General features: G+C 74.6%; 13 protein-coding genes and 1 pseudogene. 7 read left to right on the top strand and 7 right to left on the bottom strand.

Annotated elements, in window-relative coordinates; genetic code table 11:
* Positions 1 to 11 precede the first annotated feature (11 nt).
* Complete coding sequence (locus ACODT5_RS02155; protein WP_422517445.1) at positions 12 to 914, top strand: IS5 family transposase; 903 nt, start codon at positions 12 to 14, stop codon at positions 912 to 914.
* A gap of 72 nt (positions 915 to 986) precedes the next feature.
* On the opposite strand, the pseudogene ACODT5_RS02150 reads toward ACODT5_RS02155, so the two are convergent.
* Positions 987 to 1,196 (bottom strand): annotated as a pseudogene (locus tag ACODT5_RS02150) (IS6 family transposase); the annotation flags it as partial.
* Positions 1,197 to 1,396: 200 nt separating this feature from the next.
* On the opposite strand from ACODT5_RS02150, the gene ACODT5_RS02145 reads away from it, so the two are divergent.
* From ACODT5_RS02145 to ACODT5_RS02125, 5 genes are all read left to right on the top strand, one after another.
* On the top strand, positions 1,397 to 2,980 hold the full coding sequence (locus ACODT5_RS02145; RefSeq protein WP_422517444.1) for a TIGR02677 family protein: 1,584 nt from the start codon (positions 1,397 to 1,399) through the stop codon (positions 2,978 to 2,980).
* Complete coding sequence (locus tag ACODT5_RS02140; protein ID WP_422517443.1) at positions 2,977 to 4,473, top strand: TIGR02678 family protein; 1,497 nt, start codon at positions 2,977 to 2,979, stop codon at positions 4,471 to 4,473. Before ACODT5_RS02145 ends, ACODT5_RS02140 begins: the two co-directional genes overlap by 4 nt.
* A complete protein-coding gene (locus tag ACODT5_RS02135) occupies positions 4,470 to 8,534 on the top strand; it encodes a TIGR02680 family protein (RefSeq protein WP_422517442.1) in 4,065 nt (1,354 codons plus the stop codon). The genes ACODT5_RS02140 and ACODT5_RS02135 overlap by 4 nt, the downstream gene beginning before the upstream one ends.
* On the top strand, positions 8,534 to 9,754 hold the full coding sequence (locus ACODT5_RS02130; protein ID WP_422517441.1) for a TIGR02679 family protein: 1,221 nt from the start codon (positions 8,534 to 8,536) through the stop codon (positions 9,752 to 9,754). The genes ACODT5_RS02135 and ACODT5_RS02130 overlap by 1 nt, the downstream gene beginning before the upstream one ends.
* 428 nt (positions 9,755 to 10,182) lie before the next feature.
* The gene (locus tag ACODT5_RS02125; RefSeq protein ID WP_422517440.1) at positions 10,183 to 10,491 is read left to right on the top strand and encodes a hypothetical protein; all 309 of its coding nucleotides are present in this window, start codon (positions 10,183 to 10,185) and stop codon (positions 10,489 to 10,491) included.
* 160 nt (positions 10,492 to 10,651) lie between these two features.
* Here ACODT5_RS02125 and ACODT5_RS02120 read toward each other — a convergent pair whose 3' ends face one another.
* From ACODT5_RS02120 to ACODT5_RS02095, 6 genes are all read right to left on the bottom strand, one after another.
* On the bottom strand, positions 10,652 to 13,492 hold the full coding sequence (locus ACODT5_RS02120; RefSeq protein WP_422517439.1) for a condensation domain-containing protein: 2,841 nt from the start codon (positions 13,490 to 13,492) through the stop codon (positions 10,652 to 10,654).
* Complete coding sequence (locus ACODT5_RS02115; protein ID WP_422517438.1) at positions 13,489 to 15,339, bottom strand: non-ribosomal peptide synthetase; 1,851 nt, start codon at positions 15,337 to 15,339, stop codon at positions 13,489 to 13,491. Before ACODT5_RS02115 ends, ACODT5_RS02120 begins: the two co-directional genes overlap by 4 nt.
* Positions 15,340 to 15,432: 93 nt before the next feature.
* Positions 15,433 to 17,448, bottom strand: coding sequence for a non-ribosomal peptide synthetase (locus ACODT5_RS02110; RefSeq protein WP_422517437.1), 2,016 nt, complete (start codon positions 17,446 to 17,448; stop codon positions 15,433 to 15,435).
* Complete coding sequence (locus tag ACODT5_RS02105) at positions 17,445 to 18,647, bottom strand: acyl-CoA dehydrogenase family protein (RefSeq protein WP_422517436.1); 1,203 nt, start codon at positions 18,645 to 18,647, stop codon at positions 17,445 to 17,447. The genes ACODT5_RS02110 and ACODT5_RS02105 overlap by 4 nt, the downstream gene beginning before the upstream one ends.
* Positions 18,644 to 21,937 carry a non-ribosomal peptide synthetase gene (locus ACODT5_RS02100; RefSeq protein WP_422517435.1) on the bottom strand — a complete coding sequence of 1,098 codons (3,294 nt, stop codon included), beginning with the start codon at positions 21,935 to 21,937 and terminating at the stop codon, positions 18,644 to 18,646. Before ACODT5_RS02100 ends, ACODT5_RS02105 begins: the two co-directional genes overlap by 4 nt.
* A gap of 93 nt (positions 21,938 to 22,030) precedes the next feature.
* Positions 22,031 to 23,428 carry a condensation domain-containing protein gene (locus ACODT5_RS02095; protein ID WP_422517434.1) on the bottom strand — a complete coding sequence of 466 codons (1,398 nt, stop codon included), beginning with the start codon at positions 23,426 to 23,428 and terminating at the stop codon, positions 22,031 to 22,033.
* A 508-nt stretch (positions 23,429 to 23,936) separates the two neighbouring features.
* Between ACODT5_RS02095 and ACODT5_RS02090 the strand changes: the two genes are divergently transcribed.
* A complete protein-coding gene (locus ACODT5_RS02090) occupies positions 23,937 to 24,443 on the top strand; it encodes a hypothetical protein (RefSeq protein WP_422517433.1) in 507 nt (168 codons plus the stop codon).
* Positions 24,444 to 24,478 lie beyond the last annotated feature (35 nt).

The raw sequence follows: 24,478 nt of genomic DNA, 5'->3' as shown, positions 1-24,478 counted from the left end.
GATCACGTGGTGTGTGCCAGTGCGACAACTCCGAGGCCGTCAGCGGCCCATGCTATCCGTACAGCCTGACCGATGAGATGTGGGAGATCATCCAGCGGCTCCTTCCCGTGCGTGACCTGCGAAAAGGCGGCGGGATGCGCAAGTACGGAGACCGGTTGGTGCTCGACTCGGTCTTCTACGTGCTGCGGTCGGGCTGCCAGTGGCGGATGCTCCCGCGCGATCTGATGCCCTGGGACGCGGCCCACCGCTGGTTCACCAAGTGGCGCCGGGACGGCACCTGGGACCGCGTCCACGACGAGCTCCGCCGCCAGGTCCGGATCGGGGCCGGACGCGACCCCGAGCCGTCGGCCGCGGTGATCGACGCCCAGTCGATCAAGACCAGCGAGGGCGGCGAAGCACGTGGATTCGACGCGGGCAAGCGAACGACGGGCGGCAAGCGGCACGTGATCGTGGACACGATGGGCCTGCTGCTGGTCGTCGCCGTCACCTCCGCGTCCGTGCAGGACCGGGCCGGAGGCCGCACCGTCCTGGCCCGGCTCGCCGCCGGCTTCCGCACGGTCAGCCTGGTGTGGGCCGACGGCGGATACGCCAACTCCGTTGATTCCACGCTGCTTTCATGGGCCCGGGATGCGTTGAACATCGTCGTCGAGATCGTGAAGCGGACCGACGACGTCAAGGGCTTCAAGGTCCTGCCCCGCCGCTGGGTGGTGGAGCGAAGTTTCGGCTGGCTGGTCCGAAACCGCCGGCTGGCCCGCGACTACGAACGGCTGACCGCGACCTCCGAGGCCATGATCAAGGTGGCGATGATCCGCCTGATGCTCGTCCGGCTCGCCGGACAGCCATCGCCGTGGAGCCCTGAATCCCACCGCAAGACCGCCCGAGCCAAGACCGTTGAGGACCTCATCGCATCGTAATCAACCGGCCACCCGACAGGCTCTTGCCGTGCTGGTCCACGGGGAAAACCCCAGGTACGGCCGCTCATCCAGGATTTTGACGAAGACCTCGTCCAGATGCCACTTGTCGCCCGGTCGCGGGCTGCGGTGGCGCAGGGCCGTGGCGTAGTCGGGGCCGAACGTGAGGGACCACTGCCGGATCGTCTCGTAGGTGACCTCGGTCCCCCGCTCCAGCATCAGCTCCTGGACGGCACGCAGGCTGAGGGCGAACCGGTGGTACAGCCACACACATTGAGCGATGATCTCCGAAGGGCGGCGGTAGCCCCGGTACGAAGTGCCTGCACCGAGTCCACAACCCGCCCTTCCCTGGCAGTGGTCTGCCCGGTGATCAGCCTATCCGGAGATGCCCTCGCTCAACCTGTAGCGGCGTCCCTTATAGCGGTTCGGTGGAGATGTCAAGGGTGGCGCGGGCGGCCTGGGGCATGCGGCATGCTGGTGACCGTATGGATGCCGTACCGACGAACGAGGCCCCGATGTCTGCTGCCGGCACGCCTGTCGACGCGGGCGAGGGCAGCTTCGGCATCGACGCTTTCACCCTGGACGACCGGCTGCGGCTGTTCCATTTCGCCGCCGCCGAGAAGCGCCGCGAGTATCTGTGGCTGCTGCGGGCCTTCGACCGGGCGCGTGCCGAGTACCAGGTGCTGCTGCACGCCTCCGACGCGGGGGCTCTGCTCGGCAGGATGGCCGCGGAGCAGCCTGCGGCGGGCGCGGTGGGGGAGGTGCAGCCGCTGCTGGACGCGCTGGCGGACTGGCAGGTGCTGGACCGCAGTTACGACGGGACACGGGCGGCGAACCTCGCCGAGTACCGCAACCGGCACTATGTCTACCAGTTCACCCAGGCCGGGTACCGCGCCTACCAGGCCGTCGAGGACGTCCTGGGGGCGAGCCTGGAGGACGCCCAGCTCTCGCGGCTCGTCTTCCCCGACATCCTCGCCGACCTGCGCGCGCTCGCCGAGGCGGGGCGGGCGGGCGACAGCGAGGAGGTGTACCGCAAGCTGTCCCGGCTCGACGGCGCGCTGGGCGACATGGCGCAGCGGGCCGCCCGCTTCTACCTGATGCTGGGCGATCTGGCCCGTACCAACGACACCCGGCCCGAGGTGTTCCTCGCGCACAAGGACGCGCTGCTGGCCCATATGCGGGAATTCCACGCCGAGTTGTCGCGCTACGCCCCCCTCCTCGCGCAGGCCGTCGCCGATACGGCCGCGGTCGGCTCCGAGCGGATCGCGGAACTGGCGGCGGAGGCCGACGAGCGGCTGTTCCGCACCCCGGTGGAGCGCGTACAGGACTGGCTCACGCGCTGGGACGGCCTGGTGCACTGGTTCGGGGACGCCGTCCCTTCCAGGGGGACAGCCGCCGGACCCCCCGGACGCAGCGAGGCCGAGAGGCTGCAGGACGCCACGGTCACCGCGATCGCCAATGTGACCTCGCTGCTGCGCAGGGTCACCGAGTCGCGGCGCGGCGGGGTGAGCCGGGAGAGCCAGCTGCGCCATCTCGCCCAGTGGTTCTCGGGCTGCCCGACGGACGCCGACGCGCACGCGCTGTTCCAGGCGGTGTTCGCGCTGGGCGCGCCCCGCCATATCGCCGTGCCGTACGAGGACCCGGAGCTGATCGCGACCCGGCAGTCCTGGTGGGAGGCCGAGCCGGTGGAGCTCGCCCGGACCCTCGTACGCTCCGGGCGGGCTCCCGCGCTGCGCGGTCCGGGTCGGATCGAACGCAACGAGGCGGTGCGGGAGCGGCTGCGCGCCGAGCAGCTCAAGGCCACCGCCCAGCGGCGTACGGCCGCGGCGCAGCTGGCGACCGACGGTGTCTACGGGCGGGTGCTGGACGAACCCGAGACCCAGACCCTGCTCGGCCTGCTGGACCTGGCGCTCGCCGCCCGCGTCCCGGTCAGCCGCGGGGTGGCGCAGGCCAGCGGCTCCGCGCACGGGGTGCGGCTCACGCTGCGCCCCACGCCGGGCTCGACGACCGTCCACACCGTACGGGGGCGGCTTCATCTGGACGGGTTGCGGCTGGAGGTGAGGGCATGAGCAGGGTCGCCGACGGGGTCCCGGCGCTGGAACTGGCCGAGTACCAGAAGGCGGTACGCCTCGTACTGCGCCATCCGCTGATCACCGCCGGCCATCCGGACCGGGCCGCGCTGCCCCTCGTACGGCGCTGGGCACAGCTGCTGCGCGCGGACCTCGGGGAGGTGCTCGGCTACCGGCTGGTGACGGACGGGGAGACGGCGCGGCTCTTCCGTACCCAGGACGCCCTCGACGCCACCCGCCCGGCACTGACCAAGGCCGGGCGTCCCTTCGACCGGCGCCGGTACGCCTACCTGGCCCTCACCCTGGCCGCGCTGGGCCGCAGCGGTACGCAGGTGTCCCTGAGCGAGCTGGCGTCGGCGGTGGCGGCCGACGCGGGGCGGATCGACGGCCTGGGCATGGACACCGGGCGCAAGCCCGACCGGGACGCGTTCGTGGACGCGGTGACGTGGCTGGAAGCCTGTGCAGCGCTGCGGATGGCGGACGGCTCGGCCGCCGACTGGGCGGGCGACCCGGACAAGGCCGAGGCGCTGTACGACATCGACCGCGAGGTCGTCGGCGCGCTGTTCCGCCCCTCGCGCGCCCTCCAGCACCTGGACTCGGTGACCGGTCTGCTCCACGAGAGCGGATCCCGGGGTCTCGCGCAGGGCCGGGAGACCCAGCGCCGGGCCGCCGCGCGCGAGGCACGCAGGATGGTGCTGGAACAACCGGTGGTCTACTACGCGGACGTGGACGCGGCCCTGCACGGCCAGCTGCGCTCCCCCGCACTGGCCGAGGACCTGGCTCGTTTGACGGGCCTTGAGGTGGAGCGGCGCGCCGAGGGGGTGGCGCTGGTGGACATCGCGCGCCGGCTCTCCGACACGGCGTTCCCGGCGGGCGGCACGGTCGCGCAGGCGGCGCTGCTGCTGTGCGCGAAGATCGCCGGGCAGGTGGAGTGGGCGGCGACGTCGCGCGGGCGGATCGAGTACCTGCCGGCGCCGGATGCGGCCGAGCGGCTGCAGCGGGCCGCCGAGCGGATCGACGGCGCGCTGCCCGCGCGCGCGGCGGCGGCCGAGCTGCTGAACGACGCCCCGGAGCGGCCGCGGCCGGAGCGGCAGGAGAGCGAGCCGGGTGAGGAGGCGGCGTACCCCTTCCTCACCGAGGCATGGCTGCGCGCCGCGCTGCGCAAGCTGACCGCGGAATTCGGCGCGGGCATGGCGGAGAAGCAGCTCGCCGACCCCGAAAGACTGCTGGCGGAGGCACTGGGGCTGCTGGCCTCGATGGGCCTGCTGGCCCGGGTGGACGGCGGGGTGCTGGTGCTGCCCCTGCTGGCCCGCTATCGCGGTGTGACCGCGCAGATCAGACTGCCCCGGCAGGCCGGCCGCAAGACTGACCCGGAGGCGCGGGTGGAGATCCTCGCCGCGACCGCGACCGCGACCGCGACCGCGACCGAAACCGAAACCGGGACCGAAACCGGGACCGCGACCACGATCGAGACGAAGGACGACCGCGCGTGACCCGCTTCGAGCCCACCCGGGCCGGGATCGTCAACCTGTGGGACTACCGGGACGAGGAGTTCTGCTTCGCGGGCGGCTGGCTGGTGCTACGCGGGCCCAACGGCTCAGGCAAGACCAAGGCCCTCGAAGTGCTGTTCCCTTATGTACTGGACGGGCGGATCGACCCCAAGCGGCTCAACCCGTTCGCCGCCGAGGACCGCACCATGAAGTCCAACCTGCTCTTCCGCGGGCAGGAGAACGCCGTCGGCTACGTCTGGCTGGAATTGACCCACCGCGACACCGGCGAGGCTGTCACCATCGGCGTCGGCCTACATGCCCAGCGGCACCGCGACGCCCCGGTGCGCTGGCACTTCGTCATCGACGGGCGGGTCGGACAGGACTTCTCGCTGCTCACCGCCGACGACCGGCCGATGACGAAGAAGCAGCTGTCCGCAGAACTCGGCGAGGGCGCGCTGCTCGTCTCGCCCACCGACTACCGGGCCGCGATCGACCGGCGCCTGTTCGGGCTCGGGCGCGAGCGGTACGAGCAGCTGCTCACCCTGATCCTGACGCTGCGCCGGCCGCAGCTGGCGAAGAACCTCGACCCGGTGAAGCTGTCCGGCACCCTCACCGAGGGCCTGCGCCCGCTCGACGACGACCTGATCGCCGAGGCCGCGCGCTCCTTCGACGACATGGAGTCCGTCGCCCGCACCCTGGAGGGCCTGACCGCCGCCGACGAGGCCACCCGCTCCTTCCTCGCCGGCTACACGACCTATGTGCGCACCCACGCCCGCTGGGCCGCCGACGCGTTGACCCGGCGCCTTCACGACACCGGCGCCAGACGGCAGGCGGTGGCCTCCTCGCAGACCGCACTGGTGCGCGCGGAGGAGGAGCAGACGGCAGCCGAGGCACGCTGCGAGGCGGCCGACAGCGCGCTCACCACTGCACGCGCCCGGGTGGAGCAGCTGCGCTCCTCAGCCGCGTACCAGGCCGTCGAGCAGCTCGCCGACCTGGAGCGGCTGGTCCGCACCTGTGAGCAGGCCGACCAGGCCGCCGAGACCGAGGCCGCGCGCCGCGCCGAGGCCGCAGGCCGGGCCCGCCGCGAGCGGGAACGCGCCCATGAAGTGCTGACCGAACTCCAGGCTCAGGTGTCGCGCACGGCGGCACGGCTCGCCCAGGATGCGGCCGCCGCCGGGATCGCCTGGAGCCCGGCCGACGCCGAGGCGGCCGGGCTGGCGGAGCGGGTGGCCGCGCGCAGTGCCGAACGGCATGAGGCGATCCGGGCGCTGCGGGCCGCGCTGGAGGCGCACCGGGCCGCCGAGCAGGCCCGTGACCTGGCCCGCCGCGCCCTGGACGCGGCTCAGGAAACGACGGCCGCGGCGGAGGCCGCCGAGGCCGAAGCGGCCGAGGCCGTCGAGCAGCGGCGCGCCGAGGCGCGCGCCGAGCTGACCCGCTGGCTGGACGAGCACACCCTTCCGCTGGACACGGACGCCGCCGCCCGGCTGGACACCGCCCTGTCGGCCGCCCTGGAACAGGCGGGCGAACCGGACGCGCCATCCCTGGAGGCGGTCTTCGGCGAGGAAACCGCAGCCTGCGTCCAGCAGGTACGCGACGAGAGGTCCGCGCTGCGCACCCACCGCACCGGCCTGGAGCGGACCCGCCAGGAGGCGGTGGCCGAGCGGGACGCGATCGCCGCCGAACGCGACGACGCCCCGCCGCCCTCCGCGGCCCGCCGCGCCGACCGCACGGACCGCGCGGGCGCGCCCCTGTGGCAGCTGGTGCGCTTCGCCGACGACGTGGACGACGCGACGGCCGCGGCCCTGGAGGCCGCGCTCGAAGCCTCCGGGATGCTGGACGCCTGGATCCACCCCGCCGACCACACGGTCGCGGCCGGGGACAGCGACGGCTATCTGCTGCCCGGCGCCCCCGTCCGGGGTGCGAGCCTCGCGGGTCCCCTCGTCCCCGAGGGCGACGCCGTCGTGTCCGCCGCCCGGATCAGCGCGGTCCTCGCATCCATCGCCCTGACCGGCGACGTGGCCCCCGGCCCCGCCCAGGTCACCACCGACGGCCGGTACGCGCACGGCGTCACCGTCGGCGCACACCGCAAGGAGCACGCCGAGTACGTCGGCGCCACCGCCCGGGGCCGACGCCGCGCGGCCCGTATCGCCGACTGCGAGCAGCGCATCGCCGCGCTCGACGCACAGATCACCGAGGCGGGACGCGGCCTGGCCCGGCTCGACTCGGCGCTGGACGCCTTCGCCGCCGCCCGCGCGGCCCTGCCCCGCACCGGGCCGATCGCCGCCGCGCTGCGCGAGGAGATCCGCGCGGCCGGCCGGCTGCGGGCCGCCCGCGCCGCGGCCGACGCCGCCCAGTCCGCGTACGACGAATCGGTAGCCTCCTGCACGGTCGCCGAGCGCGCGGTACGCCGCACCGCCGCCGAAGGCGGCCTCGACCCCTCGGCCGTCGACCACGTCCAGGACGCCGTACGCCGCTTCGAGACCGGCGGCGGACAGCTCACCGCCCAGCGCCGCGAGCAGGACCGGCAGCACGACTCCGTCACCGAGGCCACCGAACGGCTCGAGGCGGCGGCCGAGGACGAGCAACTCGCAGCCGACGCCGCACGCGCCGCGCGCCGCCGCCACACCGAGGAGACCGCGAAGCTCGACGCGCTGCGCGGCGCCGTCGGTGCAGAGGCCCGCGAGGTCATGGACCGCATCGAGCACACCGAGCACGAGATCACCGCCGCCGAGGCCGAGGACGCCGCCGCCCGCACCGCCGAGCGCGAGGCACTCACCGTCCAGGTCGCCGCCCGCGAACGCCTCGCCGCCGCCCGCCAGGCCACAGCCGTGGCCGCCGCCGAGGAACGCGAGACCGCACACGGCCTCGGCCCCTACGCGGCCCGCGAACTCCTCGACGTACTCAAGTGCCCACCCGGGCTCGCCTGGCCCGCGCAACAGGACGACTGGGCCGACGACCACCTGCCCCAGGTCGTCACGGACATCCATGCGGCGATCCTGGACGCGACCCGCGAACTCACCCCCACCGAGACCTCGCTCAAGCAGTCCGCCACCCGCCTGACGAAGGCTCTCGACGAACTACAGACCCAGCTCGGCGCGGCCGGCCAGGACTACCACCCCGAGTGGGACAGCGCGGACGGCGTGATCGTGGTGCGGATCGCCGACGAACAGGGACCGCTGCCCGTCGGCGCGTTCGCCGCGCGCATCGCCGCCGCCCGCCGCGACCAGCAGCTGCTGCTCAGCGAATCCGAGCAGCGCATCCTGGAGGACGCGCTGCTCACCCGGCTGGCCCAGCAGATCCACGAGCGGACGGTCGACGCACGCGACCTCATCCACCGGATGAACGCCGAGATGCGGCAGCGCAAGATGTCCTCCGGCACCACCGTCGGCGTCAACTGGCTCCTCGCCGACGACCTGGACCCCGAGCAGCGCCAGGTGTCCTCCCTGCTGGACGCGGACGCGGCCCGGCTCGGCCCGGACGCGCTGACGAAGATGCGCGGCCACTTCGCCGACCGCATCAAGAACGCGCGTGCCGTGCACCGCGAACTGCCCTTCCGTGAACTGCTCGCCCAGGTTCTGGACTACCGGCGCTGGCGGCAGTTCGCCTTCCAGCTCGTACGGCCCGACGGCAGTGAGCAGAAACTCACCCGCGCCCGGCACTCCCGGCTCTCGGGCGGCGAGCAATCCGTCTCGCTGCACCTGCCGCTGTTCGCCGCCGCGCACGCCACGCTCAACTCCGCCGCCCCGCACGCACCGAGGCTGCTCGCACTCGACGAGGCGTTCGCGGGCGTGGACGACACCGGGCGGGGCGAACTGATGAGCCTGGCCGCCCAGTTCGACCTCGATCTGTTCATGACCGGGTACGACCTGTGGGCCACCCACGCCGACGTGCGGGCGGCCGCACACTACGACCTGGCGCACTCACCCGCCGAACACACCGTCAGCGCCCTGCTGCTGGTCTGGGACGGCACCGAGCTGCTGGCGGACGACGCGGGTGAGCTCGCAGCGGCCCTCGGCTCGCCGGGAGCCCGCCGCCGCACCGCGGAACCGGAACCGGCGGCCTGATGGAGGAGCTGCGCGGGGCGGGCTGGCGCCGGCTGCTGGCGGCCGCTCGGCGCCGCCTGGAACGCACCGGCGGGCAGCTTGACGGAGCCATCTCGCTGAACGAGCCGAGCGAGGCCGAACGCAAGATCATCATCGGCGTCACCGGTAGCTACCGCCCCGAGACCGCGGGGCGCCTCACCGTCCGCCTCACCGATCTGGACCTCGCGCTGTCGCGGGCGTACGGCGAGGGACTGCTGAAGACGCTTGCCGCGCTGGACGGACCGCTGCGCGACCGTCCCGCCGAACGCGCGGGCGAAGCCGGACGCCGCGCCCAGGCGCTGTCCGACCTGACCTCCGACTCCCTCGGCGGCGAAGGGTGGTTCACCGACTGGCGAGACTCCCTCACGGCGGACGGCACGCTCACCCGACTGGTCCGCCGAGGCGACGACCGGCTCGCCGGGCAGGCGGTCACCGCACTGGAACACCTCCTCGCCGCACCCGGCCCCGTACCGCTGCCAGTCCTCGCCGAACGCGCCACCGGCGACACCAAGGCCCTCGTCCCGGGCAGCCCCCTGGCGATGCTCGTCCTGCGCGCGCTGGCCCTGCGCACCGGAGTCCCGGCCGTACCGCGCGACCGCACGGGCCAGAGGATTCTCTGGGAGAGCGCCGGGGGCATCGCCGACGACCTGGCCAGCCAGGTGCTCGTCCTGAACGTCCGCTGCACCGGCGACGACGTGGTCTCCGGCTGGCTCAACGACGCCGCCGACTTCGCCATCCCCTTCCGGCTTACCCTCCAGCAGCTCACCACCGACCCGGTCATCCCCGCTGCCCGCGAGCTGTACGTCTGCGAGAACCCGGCCGTGCTACGCGTCGCCGCCGCCGAACTCGGCGAGCACTGCCCACCCCTGGTGTGCACCGAGGGAATTCCCTCCGCCGCCTGCCACCGCCTCCTCGCCCAGGCGACCGGACGCCTGCACTGGCGCGCCGACTTCGACTGGACGGGCCTGCGCATCACCGCCAAGGCCATCGCCGCACACCGCGCGACGCCCTGGCGGATGAGCGCCACCGACTACCGCCGCAGCCTGGACGAGGGCGAGACCACCCGCCTCACCGGCTCACCCGCGCCCAGCCCCTGGGACCCCGCCCTCGCCGCCCTCATGACTGCCCAAGACCGCACCGTCATGGAAGAACGCCTGCTCCCCGCCCTACTCGACGACCTCCAAAGAGCCGGGCGCCACTGAACGAGCGCGAGCCGCCGACCTCCTCCTCACGCCCCCGAAGAGGGCGGTCGTGGCGATCTCAGTCTGGGCCAGCAAGTATGGCCACGTCCGGGGCGCGTGGCGTGCGGTCCATACCGTGGGAACGGTCCGGCACGCCACCGACGGCCTGGCGGTCGTCCTCGGCCCGGACGGGGGCCCGCCCCTGCGCCGGCCGGCAGCGGAGCCGGACCCCGTACGGGGCGGACGCACCGCCCGGGGTCCGGCCATGTTCCAGCGGCCGCGCCTCGAATCGTGCCGGCTTGCACCGTGACCCGGGTGTGGCGGCGGTGCGGGACGTCCGGGCGGTCACCCCGCCGACGAAGACCGCGCCTCCGAAGACGAGCGGCTGGAGGCTCGCGCGGGCCGTGTAGAGGGCGGCGGTGTATCTGGTGGGGCCGGAGCCTATGACGATGTCGCTGCGGATCCGGAACCAGTTCCTCGACGGGCCGCGCGTCGTCAACCACACCCTGCAGGACCACTGCCCCTTCGCGTTCACCGGCCACTTGGGCATGCCGTTCGGCGGCCCAAGCGCGACCAGGTCAACCCGACCCCGCTGCCCGACGCCCGCGACCCGGTCCATGCCGGGCCGCCAGACCGAGACCGCCAAGCCGGTCCCCGGGCACCCGGACCTCCTCGAGATCGAGATGCCGATTCCGCAGACCAAGCCGACCTCGGTCCAGGTTATCCAGCCCGACAAGTGGACGGTGACCGCGAGCTGATCAGGTCCCCGGGCCGGACACCCGTCCGGCCCGGGAGTGTCATAGATCGGTTCACCGGCGCGGCATCGCCGAGCTGCCCGAAGCCTATGGGGTCTGCCAAACCGGTCGGGGTCCAGGTGACGAGCGGTCCCGGGGGCCCGGCGTGCCGTACGGGCCGGGCTCAGCGTTCCGGGCCGGCGGTTTCCGCGAGGGCGGACCGCCAGTCCTCGCCCAGGCCGGGCGCCAGGACCGCCGCGAGTCGCTCGGCCCGGTAGCGGCGCCGGTGCAGGTGCACCGGCAGGTCCCGGTCCTCCGCCTCCGCCGAGGCCGTGGCTGAGGGGGTGCCCAGCAGCCGGGTGAGTTCCTCCGCGATGTCCCGCCACGCCAGGTGCCCGCTCACCGTGTTGGCCCGGCCGTGCAGCGGCGCGGCGAGGCACTGCGCCGAGGCCCGTGCGAGCGCCGCCGCGTGCACCCACGCGGTGCCCAGCCACGCCCCGCCGTCCGGATCCGGGTGGGCGGGGGGCAGTGGCAGGGGCCGCCCCGCCAGCGCCGCCTGGTACAGGGAACCGGTCGCGCCCCAGCGCAGCTGCTCGCGCAGCCGCGGGTGGGCGCCCCACACCAGCGGGGCCCGCAGCACGCTGGCCCAGTCCCGGCCGGGCCGGTCTGGGGTGGACGCCGCCGTCAGCAGCAGCTCCTCGCAGTCCAGCTTGGCTCGCCCGTACCCGCTGTGCGGGCCGCGGGCGGGGGTGTCCTCGGTGACGTCGGCGGTGGCGGGCTGCCCGTAGGCGTCGGTACTGCTGATGAAGACGAACGGCCCGTCGTGCCACCCGTCGAGCATTGCCGCCATCGCGACCCGGTCCACCTCGGGCTCGGTGAAGGTGCAGGCGGCGTGGATGACACCGCGCGTTCCGCGCAGGGCGGCGCGCAGGGAGTCCGGGTCGGTGAGGTCGCCCTCGACGACCTCCACCCCGGCCAAGGGCAGCAGGTGCGCCGACTCGGGCCGGGTGAGTGCGCGGACCGGGGTCCCGCGCGCGAGCAGCTCGCGCAGGACGAAGGCCCCGACCCCGCCGGTGGCCCCAGTCAGCAGGACGGCGCCCTCCGCAGACGAGGTCGCGCCGGACCGTGCTGGCGACGGGCGCGTGGTGCGTTCCCGGGCCGCGCGGTCCGCCGTCCGGGAGCGCACCAGGGCGGCCACCGCGCCGGGCGTGCGCTGCTGCATCACGTCCAGCCCCGTCATCGGCACCCCGAAGCCCTCGCGCAGCCGTTCGGCGAGGCGGACGGCGAGCAGTGAGTGCCCGCCCAGCACGAAGAAGTCCTCGTCGTCGTGCACCGGTTGGCCGAGCAGGTCGGCGAAGGCCGCGCGGACGGCCTCGGTACCGCCCGCCTCCCGGCCGTCGTCGTCCGCGCCCCCGTCCGCGCCCGGCAGGGTGTCCACCGCGGTCAGCGCGCCCGGCGCCGCTGCCGGGCCGAGGCGGGTGCGCAGGGCGGCGCGCAGCCGTTCGGCGTCGAGTCCGGCCGTCCCGTCCGGCACCACGTACAGGACGCCGTCCGGGCCGTCTGGCCCGACGCTGAGCACGTCCGCGACCCCGGGCAGCGCCCGCACGTACAGCTCGGCGGCCCGGCCGCGCACCAACGGCGTCGCGGGGTCGTCCGCCGCCTGGGCGAGCAGCCCGGCGAACGACGCGAGCAACGCCCGCGCCGCGCCCGGGGAAACCCGGGCGAGGTTGTGGTGGGCCAGCGCGCGGACCTGCCCGTCGCCGGTCTCCTCGACGCACAGGGCGAACGGGAACTTCGCGGTGGCCGAGGGCACCTCGACGGGCACGGCCGTGGTGCCGGGCAACCGCAGTACCTCGGCCGGGCCCACCAGGTCCACACTCACGCTGACCAGGGCGGTGCCGTCGCCGTCACGGGAACCGGCGCCGAGTCCGTCGACGATGGCGTCGAGGGGGACGTGCCGGTGCTGCTGCGCGGTCACCAGCACCTCCCGCACTCGCTCCAGCGCGCCCGCGAAGTCCGTGACCCCGGACAGATCGGCGCGCAGTGGCAGGATGTTGACGCACGGGCCCACCGTCCCGGCCGCCTCCGGGAGGTCCCGGTCGGTGCTGGCACAGCCGATGAGCAGGTCCTGCTGCCCCGTGCCCGCCATCAGCGCGGCGTACGCGGCGGTGAGGACCACCGTGAACAGGGTGGTGCGGTGGGCCACCGCCAGCGTGCGGAGCGGCTCCAGGACGTTCGGGGGCAGAGGCTGCGCCTGGACGGCCGCGCCGTGCCGCCCGGCGTCGGCGCCCTCCGGCCGGGGCAGGCGTACGGGCGCGGCCCCGGCGAGCCGTTCCCGCCAGTGCGCCAGCGCGGCGGCGGGAACGGCCCACTCCCGCCGGGCCAGAGCGGCGTACTGGGGCGCGGCCGGCAGGGGATCGCCCGTGCCTCCTTCGGCTTCGTGTGATCCGAGCGATCCGTACAGGACGGTGAGCTCGTCGGCGATCAGCGCGACGGACGGGCCGTCGACCGCGATGTGGTGAAAGGCCAGCAGCACGGTGTGGTCCTCGGCCGCGTGCCGGACCACCAGGGCGCGCAGGACCGGTCCCGCCGCCAGCTCGAACGGCCGGGCCGCCGCCGCGCGCACCAGCGCGTCGGCCCCTGCGCCGTCCGGGCGGTCCACCACCTCGACGGGGACGGGCGCGGGCGCGTCGGCGGTCTGCCGGGGCTCGCCGTCCGGGCCGGTCGTGAAACGGGTCCGCAGGACGGAATGCCGGGCGGTCAGCGCGGTCAGGGCCCGGCCGAGCGCGTCGACGTCGAGCGGTCCGCGGACGCGGCTGGCGATCGGGACGTTGTACCGGTCGGTGCCGGGGCTCAGCTGCTCCAGCAGCCACATCCGCCGCTGAGCGCGCGACAACGGCACGTCCCACACCGCCGCCTCGTCCACCGCCGACTCGCTCCCGGCCGCGTCCCGGACACGGGCCACCCGCGCTCGGGCCCGCGTCAGCAGGGCCTCTTCGGCGTCGTCACGCGACAGGCCGCTCATCGGGCCGCCTCCGGCTGGTTGTCCCCGAGGGCCGCCGCGAGGAGGGTGGCGTGGCCCGCCACCGTGGGGTCCGCGTAGAACGCGGCGAGGCTGGTGCCCGCCCCCAGGTCGCGCCGCATGCCCTCAAGGACGCAGAGTGCGAGCAACGAATGGCCGCCGAGGGCGAAGAAGTCCGCCTCGGGCCGGTCCACCGGGACGCCCAGCGCGGCCGACCAGGCCTCGGCCACGGTCCGCTGGAGCGGCGAAAGCAGCAAGGAGGGGGGCGGAGTGGGGCCCGTCGGCGGGCCGTCGTCCGGGCCCGTCGGCAGCGGGAGCGCCGCCAGTGCCCGGTGGTCCACCTTCCCGCCCAGGGCGATCGGCAGCTCGACCACCGGTATCCATATCCCGGGCACCATGTGCGCGGGCAGCAGCCGCGTCAGGTGCGCGCGAAGGGTCCGGGCCGAGCAGTCCTGTCCGGGCGCGCCGACGACGTACGCGGTCAGCCGGGCGTCCTCCGCCGACGGCCGCCGGACCGCCACCACCGCCCGCCGCACCCCCGGATGCAGGTGGAGCGCGTGCTCGACCTCACCAGTCTCGATACGGTGCCCACGTACCTTGACCTGCCCGTCCGTCCGCCCCAGGAAGCGCAGCACCCCGTCCGCGTCGACCGAAACCAGGTCACTGGTGCGGTAGAGGCGGATCCCCCACGGCGCCTCGGCCGGGTCGGCCCCGGCGGCGGGCTGCATGAACCGCTCGGCCGTCAGCTCCGGCCGGTCCACGTAACCGCCCGCCAGCCGCGGCCCGCTGAGCCACAGCTCCCCGGCCTCGCCCTGCGGCACCTCCCGCAGCAGGTCGTTCAGTACGTGCGCCCCGACGCCCGGCAGCGGCAGGCCGATGGGCGGCGGCGCGTCGCAGTCCTCGTCGCGGACCCGGTGCGCGGTGGTGAAGGTGGTGGACTCGGTGGGCCCGTACGCGTTGACCAGCTCCAGCGCGGGCCGGGCGCGCAGCACGCGGCGGGCGTGCGGCCCCGAGAGGGCTTCACCGCCGGTCACCACCGTCCGCACCAGACCGAACAGCGCCGAGTCCTGCCCGGCCAGGTGATGGAAGAGGCTGGTGGTGAGGAAGGCGACGGTGACGCCGAGGTGGGCGGCCTCCGTCGCCAGGTGTTCCACAGCGGGCCGCCCGCTCGCGCAGACGACCACCGTCGCCCCGTGCGCCAGCGGCGCCCACACCTCGAAGGCCGAGGCGTCGAAGGCCATCGGGGAGTGGAACAGCACCCGGTCCTCCTGCCGGAGCGGGCCGCAGGGCGGCGCGGTGGCCATCAGCCCGACCCCCCGGTGCGTGAGCGCGATCCCCTTCGGACGGCCGGTGGAACCGGACGTGTAGATCACGTACGCGGTCGCGTCGGGATCGTACGGCGGCGGACCAGCGGGCAGGTCCCGCAGCTCCTCGGCGAGCGGTACGAGCGGCAGCTCAGGCAGTTCCAGGACGGATCCCGGCAGTACGGGGGCGCCCGAGAGCAGCTCGGGGTCTGCGAGGGTGAGTGCGGCGCCGGTCTCGCGCAGCATCGCGGCGGTGCGGGCCTCGGGATAGGCGGGGTCAAGCGGAACGTAGTGCCCGCCCGCCCACCAGACGGCGAGCTGCGCCACCACGGTCCGTACAGCGTGCGGCATCAGCAGCCCGACGGCACTGCCCGGGCCCACCCCGGACGCACTCAGCACACCAGCCAACTGCCGGGCAGAGTCGATGAGCTGCCCGTACGTCAGAGAGTGGGTGCCGTCGTGCACCGCGACGGCGTCGGGGGCGATCCGGGCGTGCTCCGCGATCCGGGCCGGAAGACCGGCCGGGGCGGCGGGGAGAGGGGGCATGGAGGGGTTCCTCAATAGCGGACGGAGGGGGAAACGGAAGGAGGGGGAGGAGGGACGCGGGGGCGGAGGACGGGACGGGACCCGGGACACGGATCAGCCGCGCGTGGCCGGGGTCAGCTCCCCGGCATCGGCCCCGCCCCCGGACGCGGCGGCACGGCGGCTGTCCACTAGCCGCGCCATCGCGTGCAGGTCCGGCTGGCGCAGCAGCTCCGGCGTGCGGAGCCGGATCGCGTAGTGCTGCTCCAGCCGGGTCAGCAGGCGTGCGGCGTCCAGCGAGGTGCCGCCCGAGGCGACGAAGCCGTCCCGGGGACCGAGCCGTTCGTTACCCAGCAACTCCCGGCACAGCGCGAGCAGATGACGCTCGGTATCACTCCCCGCGACGATGTCGTGGACGACCTGCGACATGGCCGGCCGGGCGGTCAGCAGGGCCGCTCGGTCGATCTTGCCGTTGGCGTCCAGCGGGAAGGCGTCCACCTGCCGGACCGTGGCGGGCACTGCCTGCCGCGGCAGCCACCGGGCCGCCTCGGCGAGCAGGGCCGGACCGTCCGGCGTATCCTGCTCACCGGCCCAGGCGAGCAGCACGTACGCGCGCAGCTGAAGCGGACCGTCCCCGGTGCGGTGCGGCACGACGACGGCCCGGTGCACCCGCGGGTGCTGCTCCAGGGCGGCTTCGACCTCGGCGGGCTCGATCCTGACCCCGCTGACCTTCACCTGGCCGTCGCAGCGGCCGAGGAAGTCGAGGACGCCGTCCGGCCGCATCCGCACCCGGTCCCCGGTGCGGTACACGCGGTCGACGTCCTCGACGCCGGGCGGCGCGGGCACGAAGCGACGAGCGGTCAGCTCCGCGTCGAGGTACCCGAGGGCCAGACCGTCGCCGCCGATGCGTAGTTCACCGGCCTCGCCCCGGGGCACGGGCTGGCCCTCGTCGTCGGTGACGACGAGCACGGCCCCGTCCACCGGCAGCCCGACCGGCGGTGGCGCCGTCTCCGGCCCCAGCTCAGGGCCGTCCGGCGCGTGCACCAGGTGACTGGTGGTGACGACGGTCGCCTCGGCCGGCCCGTACGAGTTGTGCACGGCCGCCGTGACCTCACGGTCCGGCCACAGGTTCAGCCGGTCACCGCCGATCTCCAGGTACCGCAGCTTCGGGAGCCGGGGCCAGGGCCGGGCGAGGACCAACTCCGCGAGCGGGGTGGGCAGCACGCTGACCGTCACCCGGGCCCGCCGCCACCAGGTGGTCAGGCAGCCGGGATCCCAGCGCACCTCGTCCGGGGCCACCGCGAGCGCGGCACCCGAACACAGCGCGGCCCACACCTCCTTGACGTGCGGGTCGAAGGCGACGCCGATCAGCATGCTGTGCCGGTCGCCCGGCCCGGAGCCGGTCCGGGCGTTGTACCAGGCCACCACCGCGTCGAGGGAGGCGCCGCCGACGGCGACGGCCTTGGGGGTCCCGGTGGAACCGGAGGTCAGGACGGCGTAGAAGGTCCCTTCGGGCAGCTCCGCGTCGGCCGCCCCGGCCGGGAAGGCAGCCATCGGGTGGCCGTCCGTATTGGCGCCCACGAGCGGCAGCGGGAGCTGGAGCAGCCCGTCCGCCTCGCCGCCCGCCGTCCCGCCCACCGCACCGGCCGTCCGCGCGACCGCGTCCTCGGACCCGATGAGGCAGGCCACGCGCAGCCGTTCCGTCACCGCGGCCAGCCGTCGCTCGCCCGGCCGGGTGCCGAGCGGCAGGTAGACCGCGCCCAGCCGGGCCACGGCGACGGCCGTCGCGACCAGGGCGACGGACCGGTCCAGACAGACGCCCACGAGGTCCCCGGGCCGGACCCGGCCGCGAAGGGTGTCGGCCAGCTGCCAGGCGAGCGCGTCCACCTCTCCGTACGTCCACGAGAACGGCCCGTCCTCGACGGCGACGGCCTGCGGCGCGGTGCGCACCCAGTACGCGTACCGGGCCAGCACTCCCGGCCCTGGCTCCCCGGCCGGGGCCCCGCGCACGATGCTGAGCCGGGTTTCCGGCAGGAGCTCGGACAGGCGGTCGGGCCGGGGTTCCCCCCGTGGTTCTGGCCGGGGTTTCCTCTGGGCTTCCACGACGTCGCTCTTCTCCTCGGTGTGTGTCATGCGAGCCCCATGGCCCGGGCCACGATGACCTTCTGGATCTCCGAGGTCCCCTCGATGATCGTCATCATCCGGACGTGCCGGTACAGGAACTCCAGCGGATGGCCGCGGACCCAGCCGGCCGCCCCGTGCACCTGGAGGGCGCGGTCCACCACCCGTACCGCGGTCTCGGAGCTGGTGAGCTTGGCGAGCGCGGCGTTCTCCGCCGTCTCGGTGCCCGCGTCGGCGAGCCGGGCGCAGGCGAGGGTGAGCAGCTTGGCGGTCTCGACCTCCGCGCGGCTGGTCACCAGGTGCTCCTGCACGTGCTGGTACGAGCCGATCCGCGCCCCGAAGGCCCGGCGCTCCCGGGCGTGGGCGACGGCCAGCTCCAGGGCGTACTCGGCGATGCCGTTGCACTGCGCGGCCACCACGAGGCGTCCGCGCGTCAGGCTGTCCAGGCCGTGGCCGAGGGCGGCGCCGATCCCGGGTTCGCCGCCGACCACCGCGTCGGCGGCGAGCCGTACGTCGTCCAGCAGCAGCTCGAACAGCGGCTCGCCGGACATCCCGGCGTGGCGCTGGCCGATCCGCATCCCCGGGGTGTCCATGGGCACGACGAACGCGGTGGGCCCGCTGGCCTCCGCAGCGCCGACGACTCCGACTGCTCCGGCGTTCGCCACGACGAGCGCGAAGGCGGCCCGGTCGGCGTTGCTCACGAAGGTCTTGCGCCCGGACAGCACCCAGCCGCCGTCCCCGGTCCGCCGGGCCGTGGTGGCCAGCGCGAAGGTGTCCGACCCGGCCTCCGGCTCGGTCAGCGCCAGGCACCGCACCGCCGTGCCGCGCACCAGCGGTCCGAGGTAGCGGGTGACCTGCTCCTCGGTGCCGCCGAGCAGCAGCGGGCTGGGGCCGTCGGAACCGGCCAGGGCGTACGGGGCCAGCGGGCAGCCGCTGGCCCCCGCCGCGTGGTGCAGCTGGACGACGGCCGCGAACGGCATGCCTGCGCCGCCGAGTTCCTCCGAATAGTCGCCCGCGTAGAAGCCGAGGGCCGCGGAGCGCCGCCGGACCCAGTCGCGCAGATCGGCCGGGGGCTGATCACAGGCCTCGGGCAGGTCCGCCCACAACGGCACCAGCTCGCGGGCGACGAAACTCCGGAAGGCGGCGGTCAGTTCGCGGTGCGGTTCCTCCAGGACGGACGAGGGCGAGGTCGGTGAGGCGGTGCTGCTCATCGCTGCGGCTCCGGGGAGGCGAGGGGGTTCGGGGCGGTGACGGACTCCGGCTCCACCGGGTCGCGGAGGGCGTCGGCCTGGTCGGACAGGACCGGGTGGCGCAGCAGGGTGTGCAGGGGCGGACGGTAGCCGAGCTTCGGCTCCAGCCAGGCGGCGAGCCGCGCGGCCAGCAGCGAGTGCCCGCCGACCTGGAAGAAATGCGAGGACGGTGTGAAGCGGTCGTGGCCCAGCACGTGCCGCCAGCCTTCACCCACCACCTCCAGCACCGGGTCGTCCGCCGCGCCGCGCGGCCCGGAGTCCGGGCCGTCTGGGTGGGCCCGCCCGGCGTCGGCGGCCAGCTTCCCGAGCCGGGTCCGGTCCGGCTTGCCGCCCGCGAGCACGGGCAGTTCGTCGAGCGCGATCCACTGCCCAGGCACCAGCGCGGCGGGCAGCCGGGCGCTCAGCTCCCGGTGCAGGACGGCCTGGTCCACGGGTGCGGCGGACCGGACGAAGCCCACCAGCCGGGGACCGGCGGGCGCAGCGGCGTCCAGCACCACCGCGCAGGGCCGTCCCGCCAGCGCGGCCGATGCCGCCGCCTCGACCTCCTCCAGCTCGATCCGGTAGCCGCGCAGCTTGACCTGGTGGTCGCCGCGGCCCAGGAAGCGGAGCCGGCCCGCGCTGTCGAGGTGGCCGAGGTCCCCGGTGAGGTAGACGCGGGCGCCGCCGAGGGCCTCCACCGTGACGAAACGCCGTGCGGTCGCCTCCGCGTCCCCCAGGTATCCGGCGGCCAGACCCGGCCCGGCGACGGCGATCTCACCCACCGCGCCCGCAGGCAGCGGGTGGTGCCCGGCCCGGTCCAGGACGTGGACCGTGACACCGGGCAAGGGGGTGCCGAGTGGGACGTCCCCGGCCCGCCCGACCTCGTCGAGCAGCGCGGCCGTCACCTCCTGCACGGTAGAGGTGATCGTCGCCTCGGTCACCCCGTAGGCGTTGAGCAGCGTGGTGCGCGGGCCCCCGGCGGCGAGCAGCGGGGCCAGCGAGGCGGCGGGCAGCCGCTCCCCGCCGAGCACGAGCAGCCGGGGCGTCCAGAGCCCGTCGGTGAGGACGTCGCACAGCTCGTTCCGTACGGCCAGGACGTAACTGGTGGGCAGGTTGGCGACGGTGATCCGGCGCGCGGCCAGTACGGCCGCCAGCTCCGGCCCGGTCGGCACGTCACGGTGCGGCAGCACCAGGCAGGCCCCGGCGAGCAGCGCCGGAAGCACCTCTTCCAGCGCGACGTCGAAGGAGGGCTGCGCGAAGAGCAGCACCCGGTCCTCGGGGACGAGCCCGAAGCGGCGGACGACGGCGTGCGCGTGGTGCGCGAGCGCGTCCAGGCCCACCACCACGGGCTTGGGCAGGCCGGTCGAGCCCGAGGTGTGGATGACGTACGCGGCCCCGGGCACCGGCACGGCGGGCGCGGCCGGGGGGAACGGCAGCCCGGCCGGGTCCGTGCCGGAGTCCGTCGGGGTGTCGAGCAGGGCCAGCGGCAGTCCCCGCGCCGGGAGCGTGAGTGCGCTCTCCCGGGTGGCCAGCACCAGCGCGGGCCCCAGCCGGACCAGCAGCGCTTCCAGCCGCGCGGCGGGATCGCCCGGCGACAGCGGGCAGTAGACGGCGCCGACGCGCAGGCAGGCCAGCAGCGCGACCACCGACTCCACCCCGCGCGGCAGCACGGCGGCCACCGGCACCCCCTCGGTGACCCCGGCCACGCGCAGTCGCTCGACCAGGGTCGTCACCTCGTGGTCGAGCGCGGCGTAGGTGAGCGCGTGCGCGCCCGCGACGACGGCGGTGGCGCCGCGCGGATGCCCGGCGAGCGGGTTCCGCAGGTCGCCCGCGACGGGCAGCCGGCCACCCGCGGGGGCAGCGTCGGGTGCGGTGGATTGGACGGTCTCGGCCGCCGGAGCGAGGGAGGCCAGGACGGCCGTCGGGTCCTCGATGTAGCCGCGCAGCAAGTCGAGGAAGCGCCCTGCGAGGAGCGCGACGTCCGCCTCGTCGAAGAGGTCGCGGTCATAGTCCCACACCAGGGTCATCCCGGCGCCGCCGCGCCGCACACCGACCGTGCGCCGGTCGTCGGGCAGCAGGACCACGTCCAGGTCGAACCGGGTGGTGCCGGTGTTGTATCCCTCGAACAGCGAGACTTCCAGCTCTGAGAGGTCGATCTCCGGCAGTGGGGTGTCGTGGGTGCTGAACATGACGCTGAAGAGCGGGTTGTCGGTCCCGTCATCCGTGTGCAAGCCCAGCGCCCGGGTGAGCTCCTGTACCGGCAGGTGCTGGTGTGGCAGGCACCGGATGAGGGTGTCGGTCACCTCGTCGACCAGGTCCCGCGCGGAGGCGGCGGCGTCCGGCCGCAGCCGCACCGGGATGGTGTTCACGAACATGCCGACGGTCTGGCCGTGGCCCTCGGGGCGGTTGCGGACGGCGGTGCCGATGACCAGGTCGGTGCGGGCGCTGTGGCGGCGTAGGAGTTCGGCGAAGAGGGCGAGCAGGGTGGTGAAGGGGGTGTGTCCCTCGGCGCGGCTGTGCGCCCGCAGCCGGTCGGCGAGGTCGGCGCCGACGGCCTGGCGGAACTGACCGCCCGCGTGGCGTCGCTCCGCACCGGGCTTGGTGAGACCGGGTAGCGGCAGGTCGAACGAGGCTCCGTCGAGCTGGCCGCGCCAGAACTTCAGCGCGTCGGCGCGGCGGCTGCGGGCGCCTAGGCCGGTGACCTCGGCGACGTACTCCTCGTACGACCGCGCAGCCGTCGCCCCCGTGGCAGCGGACGGGTCACCGGGTGCCTCGCCCTCACCCCCGTCCTCGTCCCGCAGCCGGGAGCGGTAGCCCTCGAACACCTCCCGCAGCAGGATCGCGAAGGAATGCCCGTCGTGGATCAGGTGGTGTTCCACGTGGACGACGCGGTGGTGCAGCTCACCCATCCGCACCAGGGTCCAGCGCATCAGGGGCGCCTCGTGCAGGTCGAAGGGGAGCTCCGCCTCGGTCCGCAGCAGCTCCTCGAAGGCGGCTTCGGGGTCGGGCAGTTCGCTCAGGTCCGCCCGGCGCAGCCGGGGTACGGCGTCCTCGCTGACCTGCTGGCGGGGGAGCTCACCCGGACCGCCCGGGACGAGTTCGAGGCGCAGGCCGCGGTGGCGCGCGAAGGCGTCCGCTAGGGCGTGCCCCAGCGCCAGCGCCCGGAGGGGACCCCACAGGTCGATGGTGGCGGTGAAGTTGTAGGCGCGGCTGCCGGGAAGCAACTGCTCGTGCAGCCACACGATTTCCTGGGACGGGGACAGGGCGAACATGGCGACTCGTGGCTCCTCTGAGGGTGGAAAGGGGAAACGGGAAGGGGGAGGTGGGGCGGCGCGGGGCCCCGGATCTGTGGCCGGGCGCGGGGCTCAGGCGTCGGCGGGCAGGGCGTCCAGCAGTGCCGCGAACGCGGCCACAGCCTCCGGGCCGGGGAAGGGTCCGCGCTCCCAGGCCATGCGGACCACCGGCTCCGCGCCGTGAGCTGAACCGTGGGAGATGGCGACCGTCAGCGGGGCCTGGAGGGGCCGCCCGTCGATGTGGGTCTCGCTGCCGACGGCCCGCCCCAACCGCAGTGCGGGCCTGCGCGCGCGGTCCTCGTAGGTCAGCAGGGCGTGGAAGCCGCCGTTCCAGGGCAGGCCCGCGCTCCGGACCGCGCGCACGACATCGTCGAAGGGCGTGCCCGCGTGGTCGAGGTCGGCGCACCAGGTCGCGAAGGCCGCGCCGGGGTCCGCGTCCGGGCCCGGGACCCGGTACGGAACGGTGTTGAGGAAGCAGCCGACCAGCCCCTCGGCGCCCGGCGGCCGTCCGCCCCAGGGGTAGCCGAGCAGCGGGGCCGGGTCCTGCGGCCTGTACCCGTGCAGCACCCGCGCGGCGCGGTCGCACGCGCCCAGCAGCGCGGGGAACAGCTGACCGCGCCCGCCGCCGCTGCCGGCCGCAGAGCCGGAGCCGGTCCCGGACGGCAGTGCCGCCCGCAGCACACCGGATACCTCGCGAGGTCCCGCCACGTCGGCGGGTCCGGGCAGCGGGGCACCGGCGAGCCGTCCGACCCAGTAGGACAACGCGGACTCGGTGGTCGCCCGGTGTTCCGCGTCGAGCTGCTGGTGCACGGCGTCGTGGTAGGAGGTGAGCGCGTCCGCGGCGTGCGAGCCGGGCAGGTCGCGGGGGCCGAGGCCGAAGGTGTAGGCCTCGGCGAGGTCCCCGACCACCACGCCGAGGGACTGCTCGTCGCAGACGGCGTGGTCCAGGACGAGGGCGAGGACCTCCCGTTCTCCGTCCCCGTGCGGAGCGGAGTCATCGGCCGCGGCCAGGAAGAGACGCAGCGGCGGCCCCGGCTGCCAGCCGGCCAGGGCCGCGCGCAACGCGTCGCCGGCACGGCCCGTAGCGCTGCCGCCCGCCCCGCGCACCCTGGTGACGTACGCCGACGGCTCCTCCGGCGCCGTGGTCCGCAGGACCGGTACGCCGCCCAGCACGGCGGCCCGGGTCCGCAGCACGGGGTGGCGCGCGGCCACGTACGCGGAGGCCGAGCCGAGCCGTGCGAGGTCGACGGCGCCCCGGGGGAGGACTAAGAACAGCGGGACCAGGTCGGGGCGCCCGTGCGCGGAGAGCAGCCGGGCGAGCAGGAAGCGGCGCTGGGCGCCGGTGACGGGGAGCGGGAAGCCGGGTGCCTGACCGTTCCCCTCCCGGGGCGTCCGGTCGGACACGTGATGTCGGTAGCGGTCGAGGTATTGGGCGGTGATGGTCCACAACTGTGAACGTGCCGTGAACATTTGACTGACCATTGGCCCACCCCACGGAATGGTCAAAACGGATGGGGTGATTCCGGACACTCTTTCCCTGGCGGGGGCCCGCTCCGTGCGCTCCCGCCGGGCGGGCTCCCGGGGTGGGGTGCACGTGCGTGCGCGGGTCCCCGCCGCCAAACGGGACCAAAGGCCCGAAGATCGGCGGGATGTCACCAATGGTGCGAATGGCTGATCTTCGCCCACCGGTACCGGTTCCGCTCAGTTTCCCGCGCACCGGGCGGCTGGCCGTGGGCCACCGTCTCCGACCCCAGGGCGGCCAGCACCAGACGGCCGACCGGACCGAACGGCATGCCCAGATGGCCGATGACCGCGAAGGGGCATCGGTTCTGGACTGAGGTGACCCCCGGAGTGACTCTGCTGGCCAATTCACATGGGTGCGGCTCCTTCTCGGGGACAGCTGAGCTGGGGTTTTGCTGATTTGGGTGTGGGTGGGGTGCGGTGGTCTCTACCGTGCGGGTAGAGGAGGCGGTGCCGGATGGGCTCGTTGTTCGGGGAACTTGAAGCGCGGCAGGCGGCGGTGCGGGCGCGGGTGGAGGATCTTGAGGGGCAGATCGCCGTGTTGACTGGCCGGCTGGGGGCGGAGCGGGGGCGGCTGGACCGGTTGACGGTGACGCGGGAGACGCTGGAGGAACTCGCGGCCCAGGGAATCGCGGTGGACGCGGTCGCACCACCGGTGGAGGCCGATCCGGTGGGCGGGGGCGGAGTGGTCGGGGTGCAGACCGTGAGCGTCTGGCGGGAGGGGATGACCAGTGCGGATCTCCCGCCGGTCTACCGGGACATCGTGGACGTGGTCGACGACGCGCCTGGGCCGGTGCAGGCGAAGCAGGTCGTTCCGCGGATCGGTCTGCCCGCGCAGACGTCGAAGATCGAGACGACGCGGTCGAAGCTGAAGCGGCTGGTCGAGCGGGGCTGGCTGGAGGAGGAGACGGCCGGGTTGTTCACCGTGTCGGGTCGTCGGACGGAGGCCCGACAGACGCGGTGAGTCAACTCCCGGTGTTCAAGGGGCTCTTCTTCCTA

The organism is Streptomyces tatrensis (assembly GCF_049310065.1).
Classification (GTDB): domain Bacteria; phylum Actinomycetota; class Actinomycetes; order Streptomycetales; family Streptomycetaceae; genus Streptomyces.
This window is presented reverse-complemented; position numbering and strand designations above follow the sequence as displayed.